The organism is Bathymodiolus platifrons methanotrophic gill symbiont, assembly GCF_002189065.1.
GTDB lineage: Bacteria > Pseudomonadota > Gammaproteobacteria > Methylococcales > Methylomonadaceae > Methyloprofundus.
Map to the genome: position 1 here is coordinate 1 of NZ_BDMN01000550.1, position 1,474 is coordinate 1,474.

Annotated in this window: 1 protein-coding gene and 1 pseudogene; both read left to right on the forward strand. The window is 28.1% G+C overall.

Annotated features, from left to right (window positions below):
- Positions 1-91: 91 nt before the first annotated feature.
- Positions 92-1,012 (forward strand): retron St85 family effector protein, encoded by a 921-nt coding sequence (locus CDZ78_RS20360; RefSeq protein WP_087871574.1) that lies wholly within the window; start codon positions 92-94, stop codon positions 1,010-1,012.
- Positions 1,013-1,014: 2 nt separating this feature from the next.
- Positions 1,015-1,474, forward strand: a pseudogene (locus CDZ78_RS20365) (retron St85 family RNA-directed DNA polymerase); the annotation flags it as partial.

The following is a 1,474-nucleotide window of genomic DNA, read 5'->3' on the forward strand; positions in this document are numbered from 1 at the left end:
CATAGTTTCAATTTTACCATAAATAATTATTGGGAAACTTCAGCCTATTAGTGAACTCTATAAAATAAATATTAATAGGTTACAATATTGAATGGAAATTAATGACCCTAGGGAATCTCTTCTTTCTTTAATATCTATCGAAAATAGCCATGTAAACCTACGCCCACCAAAAATATTATTATTTGGTGGGGATATGAGCGATCAGGAAAATAAAACTGTTCGAGCATTGCTCTATGATCACCTATCAGTTAAACATTCTCAGCTTTTTAGTTCGTTAGTTTTGGTTGAAGAATTCAAAGATTGGTTGCATGACTCAATTTATCCTGATTTATTAACGTTCGAATCTGACCTTGCTGAAACAGCATCACTTGTTGTTATTTCTCTTGAAAGCCCTGGGGCGTTAGCAGAACTTGGGTCATTTTCAGTGAATGAAAAAATAAAAGAAAAAATCGTAATAATAATTTGTGATGACCATCATAATCAAGATTCTTATATAAAACTTGGACCACTTCGCCAATTAAAAGATGAAAACATACTTTCATACCCCTATAAATATAATGATCTAGAAAATAGCTTAAAAGAACACCTTGATGACATTACCGATTCACTGAGTAATATATTAGATGAAGTTAATAAAACTGAAAAATTTAATCTAACAAATAAAGGTCATATAGCTTTTTTAATTTATGATTTAATTTTAACTTACAAGGCACTTATAAATAAGGAAATAAAACTTTATTTGAAAAGTTTAAATGTAGATGTAGCCCCAGAGGAAGTATCAAGGTTACTTTTTTTGTTAGAAAAATTAGAATTAATTGAAAAAAGAAGAATGGGGAATAGAGAATATTATCTAGTTATTGATAATAATCATAGAATAGTGTTTTCCAATAAAAAAAATGATGATAAGTTTGATAGAAATTCAGCAATTATTGCCGCTGCCCAATATTATAAAAGCTCAAAGAAAGAGAAAATAAGAATGAAGGTTCTTGAGTTCGAATTGGGTACGAGGTAATTATGTCAATTTTAGAGGGCTTGTCTAAAAAAATATTACTAAATGAACCTGACCTATGGAAGTTTATTTCATCAGCTCCACATCGGTACAAAAAATATAAAATAGAAAAGCGAAATGGAAAAGGTTTTAGAGATATAGCTCAGCCATCTAAAGAATTAAAGTTTGTACAAAATACTGCGGTATTTGGTATTGACCTATTTCAAAATTTACCTATACATCATTCAGCAAAAGCTTATATAAAAAAAATAAATATAAAAGATAATGCTGAGGCGCATAAGTTAAATAGTTATTTTTTAAAAATGGATTTTTCTAATTTTTTTCCTTCAATTAAGCCAGTTGATTTCATTAATCATATTGAAAAGCATAAAAATTTAACGTTAAGTGAGAAAGATAAGTTAATTATTTCAAAATTATTTTTTTACAAAAAATATAGAAAAAGTGAGTTAGTATTAAGTGTCGGGT